Annotated in this window: 4 protein-coding genes and 1 pseudogene; 1 reads left to right on the top strand and 4 read right to left on the bottom strand. The window is 39.9% G+C overall.

Annotated features, from left to right (window positions below):
* Nucleotides 1-233: 233 nt before the first annotated feature.
* A complete protein-coding gene (locus F994_RS16925) occupies nucleotides 234-434 on the bottom strand; it encodes a hypothetical protein (protein WP_004647898.1) in 201 nt (66 codons plus the stop codon).
* 411 nt (nucleotides 435-845) lie between these two features.
* On the opposite strand from F994_RS16925, the gene acnA reads away from it, so the two are divergent.
* The gene (acnA, locus tag F994_RS00015; RefSeq protein ID WP_004647897.1) at nucleotides 846-3,602 is read left to right on the top strand and encodes an aconitate hydratase AcnA; all 2,757 of its coding nucleotides are present in this window, start codon (nucleotides 846-848) and stop codon (nucleotides 3,600-3,602) included.
* Nucleotides 3,603-3,847: 245 nt separating this feature from the next.
* Here acnA and F994_RS17725 read toward each other — a convergent pair.
* The 3 genes and pseudogenes from F994_RS17725 to F994_RS00005 form a co-directional block, all read right to left on the bottom strand.
* Nucleotides 3,848-4,068: pseudogene (locus tag F994_RS17725) on the bottom strand (hypothetical protein); the annotation flags it as partial.
* Nucleotides 4,069-4,089: 21 nt separating this feature from the next.
* Nucleotides 4,090-5,370, bottom strand: a complete 1,281-nt coding sequence (locus F994_RS00010; RefSeq protein WP_004647896.1) for a type II toxin-antitoxin system HipA family toxin — start codon at nucleotides 5,368-5,370, stop codon at nucleotides 4,090-4,092.
* Complete coding sequence (locus F994_RS00005; protein WP_034696381.1) at nucleotides 5,367-5,675, bottom strand: helix-turn-helix transcriptional regulator; 309 nt, start codon at nucleotides 5,673-5,675, stop codon at nucleotides 5,367-5,369. Before F994_RS00005 ends, F994_RS00010 begins: the two co-directional genes overlap by 4 nt.
* Nucleotides 5,676-6,420: the final 745 nt, after the last annotated feature.

Raw genomic sequence — 6,420 nt, 5'->3', positions numbered from 1 at the left:
TAATTATAAGCATATGATTTAATTATGAGTATATGATTTTTTATGAGGTGAAATTTAGATTAATTTAGATCATTTAATATTGTTTTGGTCACTTTATTTTAAGTCTTAGGTTTTCTAAAAGTCACCTATATTTTGATATAATGTTTCATGATAAATAACAACAATATATAGTATTTATTAATAATCATACAGATGGTTTATATTCAATTTAGTATATGAATATTGTGCTCAATTCAGCTTTGAATTATTTGTAGGGTCTCTGAGCGAATTTGCTCAGGTAATCTTTCTTGAGTAATTTTATTGAATCGGCTTGCAACCTCACAAATCGAGCTAATAATTTCATCGACTTCTTTAACAGAAAGATCTGCTTCCTGATTGCCTAGTTTGACAATGGCTTGTTGAGTAATATGCAGCGCCTCACCAATAATATCCACTTGGGTCTTTGCAGAAAGTAATATCTGAGGCAGGGGCGAGTTTCCATTGCCTATTTGGGGATATCAGAAATAAAAAGCTTTTACTTTTTCGTGAATATTATTGGTACAAAAGTGTGCAGCGCGAAGAAAGTTACTGTAGTTTAAAGTTCTAGCTGATTTAAACTCAGCTACAGTAAATGCGGCTAAATTAACTGTACCGGTTGATGGGGTAGATTGGTAATGAAGTGCTTTATTAGCTGATTAGATTAAAGAAATCTAATTAGACTTTACAATTTAGCAGCCCTGCATTTAACTGCCTAGCGCAATCCGATAATAAATAATAACAAACCCGCCGCGCAGTTGGCATACAGTAAGTAAAGAAGTGGTTGACTGTGATCATAAAAATAACATCTCAAGCCGGAGGGAAATTAGATGGCTAAGTACAGTGATATCAATAGTTTTAATACCTTAGAAACATTAACCGTCGGCTCAGAACACTATCAGATTTTCAACCTGTCCAAATTGCAAGTGCAGTTAGGTGACCTGTCCCAGCTGCCAAAATCTTTAAAAGTCTTGCTAGAAAATTTACTACGTTTTGAAGATCAGCTCACGGTGAAAACCGAGCATATTCATGCGTTGGCAGAGTGGTTAAACAACCAAACCTCAGAACAGGAAATCCAGTATCGTCCGGCACGGGTGCTGATGCAGGATTTTACTGGTGTTCCCGCAGTGGTTGATCTTGCTGCGATGCGTGCAGCGGTGGCCAAAGCTGGCGGTGATCCGGAAAAAATTAATCCACTGTCACCGGTGGATTTAGTCATAGATCACTCAGTGATGGTCGATTACTTTGCCAGCCCGCAAGCTTTTGAGCAGAATGTCGCAATTGAGATGCAACGTAATGGCGAGCGCTACCAGTTTCTGCGTTGGGGACAGGCGGCGCTCAATCAGTTTCGCGTGGTACCGCCAGGAACTGGGATTTGCCATCAGGTCAATCTGGAACATCTGGCACAAGTGGTCTGGAGCAATGAGGTCGATGGGCAGCACTTTGCCTTTCCTGATACTTTGGTCGGTACCGATTCACATACCACCATGATCAATGGCTTAGGCGTGTTGGGTTGGGGGGTAGGCGGCATTGAAGCAGAAGCAGCCATGCTGGGCCAACCGATCTCCATGCTGATTCCGGAAGTGATCGGCTTTAAGCTCACCGGTAAACTCAAAGAAGGTATTACAGCAACTGATCTGGTGCTGACTATTACCCAAATACTACGCCAAAAAGGCGTAGTTGGAAAATTTGTCGAATTTTATGGCGATGGTCTGGCCGATTTACCCTTGGCTGACCGTGCCACTATTGCCAATATGGCACCCGAATATGGCGCTACCTGTGGCTTTTTCCCGGTTGATGAGGTGACGCTTTCCTATTTACGTTTAACTGGACGTCAGCCGGAAAGAATTGCCTTGGTAGAGGCTTATAGCAAGTTGCAAGGATTATGGCGCAATCCGGGGGATGAACCCATCTTTACCGACACTCTGGCTTTAGATATGTCGACGGTAGAAGCCAGTCTGGCGGGTCCGAAACGCCCGCAGGATCGTGTGCTATTGTCGCAAGTGCCAAAAACCTTTCATGCCTTCATGGAACTGACGTTGAAACCGGTCAAAGAGGAAAAAGAGCGTCTGGAAAATGAAGGAGGCGGAGGTACGGCTGTTGAAGCGAAACAAGCCAATCTGCCACATGAAAGTGCTTTTTGTGTCATTGATGATAAAAAATATCCGTTGCAGCATGGCGATGTGGTGATTTCAGCCATTACCTCCTGTACCAATACCTCGAATCCCAGTGTCATGTTGGCAGCAGGACTATTAGCCCAAAAAGCACTCGAAAAAGGTTTGCAGCGAAAACCTTGGGTGAAAAGTTCACTGGCTCCAGGTTCCAAAGTAGTCACCGATTATCTCAATGCAGCAGGGTTGATGCCTTATTTGAATCAGCTGGGTTATAACCTGGTGGGTTATGGTTGTACTACTTGTATTGGTAATTCGGGACCTTTGCCTGAAGAGGTTGAAGAGGCTGTGCAATGTTTCGATTTGAATGTAGCCTCTGTACTCTCCGGAAACCGTAACTTTGAAGGACGGGTGCATCCATTGGTGAAAACCAACTGGCTAGCATCTCCCCCCTTGGTGGTTGCCTATGGTTTGGTCGGGAATATTCGAACTGATCTTACTACTGAGCCGATAGGTGAGGGCTTTGATGGCCAAGCGGTTTATTTAAAAGATATCTGGCCGACACAGATGGAAATTGATGCCGCACTGCAGAATGTGAATACCGAGATGTTCCATAAAGAATATGCGGAGGTTTTTGAAGGCGATGCCAAGTGGAAAGCGATCCAGATTCCACAAAGTCAAACCTATGCTTGGGATGAACAATCAACTTATATCCGGCATCCTCCCTTTTTTGCAGAAATTGATCAGCCGGTGCGACCAATTCAGCAGATCAAACAGGCACGGATTTTGGCTGTATTAGGCGATTCAGTCACGACGGACCATATTTCTCCTGCGGGCAATATCAAAAAAGATAGTCCGGCCGGCCGATATTTGCAGCAACAGGGGGTTGATGTAAAAGACTTTAACTCTTATGGATCCCGCCGTGGTAACCATGAAGTGATGATGCGAGGTACCTTTGCCAATATCCGTATCAAAAATGAAATGCTTGGTGGCGAGGAGGGTGGCAATACCCTGCATATTCCAAGTGCAGAAAAACTTTCGATTTATGATGCGGCAATGCATTATCAGGCAGAACAAACCCCGCTAGTGATTATTGCCGGGAAAGAATATGGCACCGGTTCTTCACGTGACTGGGCTGCCAAAGGCACCAACCTATTGGGAGTGAAAGCGGTGATTGCTGAAAGTTTTGAGCGGATTCACCGTTCCAATCTGGTCGGCATGGGGGTTTTACCTTTACAGTTTGTGGAGGGTAAGAACCGCCAGATATTGAATCTAACCGGGCATGAAAAACTGTCAATCTTAGGTTTGTCTGATGATATTCATCCGCATCAAATGCTGGAAGTAGATGTGCAACATACCGATGGTACGTTTAGCCATTTTCAAGTGTTGTGTCGCATTGATACCTTGAATGAGGTGGAATACTTTAAGGCCGGTGGTATCTTGCACTATGTCTTGCGCAATTTGCTCGCTTCCTAAATTTAACCATGAAAAAGCCCGACACCTGCCTAATGTCAGTCAGTTAAGCAAACATTAGAGAAATGTAGTAAAAATGAGTGTATGTAAATATGCTCATTTTTTATGACTTTATCTGATAATTTAGATTTAACCCTGCAACAATCTTTATCGTCACTTACTCATTTCAATGAGCTCATTGATTTAAACTGGATTGAAGAAAACCTAATGTGAGAAACAATAATTAGATACATCAGTAACTTAAATACCTAGAGTGCTTTTGTATCTTTACACTTGAAGCAAAACTTAATTCGCGTTTCATTCTTATTCAGACTGAAATTTTCTGCTCGTAATGTTAAATCCTGTAATGTATTTTTGAGCTGTTCCTTGCTCCATTCGGAAAGCTCGAGATGAAGATATTTTTTGGAAATAGCTTACTGATAAAAGACAGAAACTTTTTCAGTTGTTGCTTTTAATTCAGTTCAAAAATGAACCACCGTATTTACGGGTTCTAATCATTTGCAAGTATCTGAAAGTTGGGATGTAACTTTTGCCAATGCTCTCTTAATTTTTCTTTATGGGCAGAACCCATTGGTAAATCTAGTAATAGCGCTGGCCATACTGACCGTGCTTTGTCCATAATCTCATGAAGTTGTTTTTCAATTACACGCCATGGAACACCAACTTTTTTTGCCCATTGTTCAAAGTGTTTCATCTCAGCTAAATACCAATCTTTATTTTTGGCAAGATTCAATGCGAAATGACGTTCATTTTCAATATATACACTTGTCATCAATATATCGTATGCGGGAGATAATCTTGGTGTTCTTTTATCCTGATAAATCATACTCCAGTTCTTTAAGTGAGCATCTCCATTGGCGAGTAAAATATTTATGAGTAAACGGCTGGCAAATTGCTGAATATCAAAAATCTTATTATCTGAAAATTGATAAATGATCTTACCTATCTGCTCATAATTTGTGGTGCTGTATTTCTGATGTGGATATGCGCCAAAGATCTGAGCAAAATCTTCAATATGAATAAGCTCTGTAGTGTTAGCAGTATTCTGTCTATCGAATCTCTTAATTGCAAAAGCATATTGCTCTTGGGGTAAATTTAATGGTGGAAGGTCTTGTAAGAGAGTCATATCCACCAAGTGAATCTCAGGGACATCTATTCCGACCGTTTTGGCAAGGGTCATCATAGAATATTCATTCAGCGGAACAAAAGCATGTCTGGAAGAAGGAGTTTTGATAATCCAATCCCCGAGTAGACTGGATTCCGTTGCCTGCGCTAATGTAAAACGCCCGTCTTTGGCTTTCATGGAAAACTTCATTTGGACGCCGGCTAAGGAAAACTTATTATCTGTTTGAATTTCTTGTTTTAAGATCTGATCTGGATTCGAGATCTGAAGTTTGAATTTTATTTCATCTGGGATTTCTTCTGGATCTAATGGGGTCGCAATGAGTGCTCCAGGTAAGTCATGACCTAAAGTTGCTAATAACTGAAATTCATTGTCTATATGTATTTGTGCAATCAGTTCACGTAATGCACCTTCTGGTAACAAGTTTGATAGCAATGGGTGTAAGCGCTGATGTGTAACATAGGTCTTTTCTAAAACCTTATCCGCTTGAGGATACAAGGGGGAAGTAAGCAGGCTCAATGTCTCGCGTTGCTGATCAAATCGGAAAGAGTCAGTAAAAACCAGAATATTTTTTCCACTCTGAAATCCTGCCAAGTATCCAACGACACCGTGATGTAATGTTAATTTCAGGACAGCAACAGTATTCATGGTTCCTCACCTCCGAGAAGATCCTTCCACGGGTTGGTCATTAAGTCATCCTGATCTTCGATCGTGATTTTAATTTCATCATTCAATAATTGTCTAATTAAATGAACTTTATCATCAGGGATGAGCATCAATTGAGCATTTAATCCTGCCGCAATAATTTCTAAGGTCTCTAATCGTGGATTGCCCTGACTTTCCAGTTTTTGGTACTGCTGTCTTGAAATGCCTGTACGGGATTGCATATCAACTTGTTTTAAGCCCAATTGGGTTCGTCTTTTTTTAATTTGCTGAAGTAATGACTTATTCATCGTAGACATATTTATTTCTTTTAGATGCTTTAGGAAATATATTAGTTTCTTTTTTTTTGAAAAGCAATTTAGGATTTTATCATTTCGATCTGTAAAACAGCCCTAGCTACGTAGTGATACAGTTAAAATTTGCATTCGGACACGCATCCTTTGTGATGGTCAGTTATTTTGATGCCAAGGACGTTAACCTATTTAGAATTTTAAAAGTGGTTTTACGTTTAATTATCTTATGGATTGAAAATTGGGTTAGTGCCAATATATGGAAAATTATAAAACGATATTATTGTGTGATTTTTCTACAATATAGCCTGAAGCTTTATAATTTTTACTCCTTCTCTGGAACATTCTGACAAATATTGGATGGTTAACATCAACATAATCATATACCTGAACTGTCGTGATGAAATGATAACTTTCTATCAGGATATTCTCGACCTCAATGATCTTTAACTTCTCGGATTTGATTGCTTTTACTCACAAGATTACTATTGAGTGGGTCGAATCTGTGCTCAAGTTTGGCTACTGTTCTGAAATGTAAGCTTTGTCCGTTATAATTGTATAAAAATTTTTAGTTTCTGGTAATCATGTCCTCATTGATTAATGACCCCAACCTTGGCAAGGTCACCGATATTTATTCCATTAAATAATACTAATTATAAGCATATGATTTAATTATGAGTATATGATTTTTTATGAGGTGAAATTTAGATTAATTTAGATCATTTAATATTGTTTTGGTCACTTT

The organism is Acinetobacter bohemicus ANC 3994 (assembly GCF_000367925.1).
Taxonomy (GTDB): Bacteria; Pseudomonadota; Gammaproteobacteria; order Pseudomonadales; family Moraxellaceae; genus Acinetobacter; species Acinetobacter bohemicus.
The sequence above is the reverse complement of the archived record's forward strand: the minus strand, read 5'-3'. Positions and strand labels throughout refer to the sequence as shown.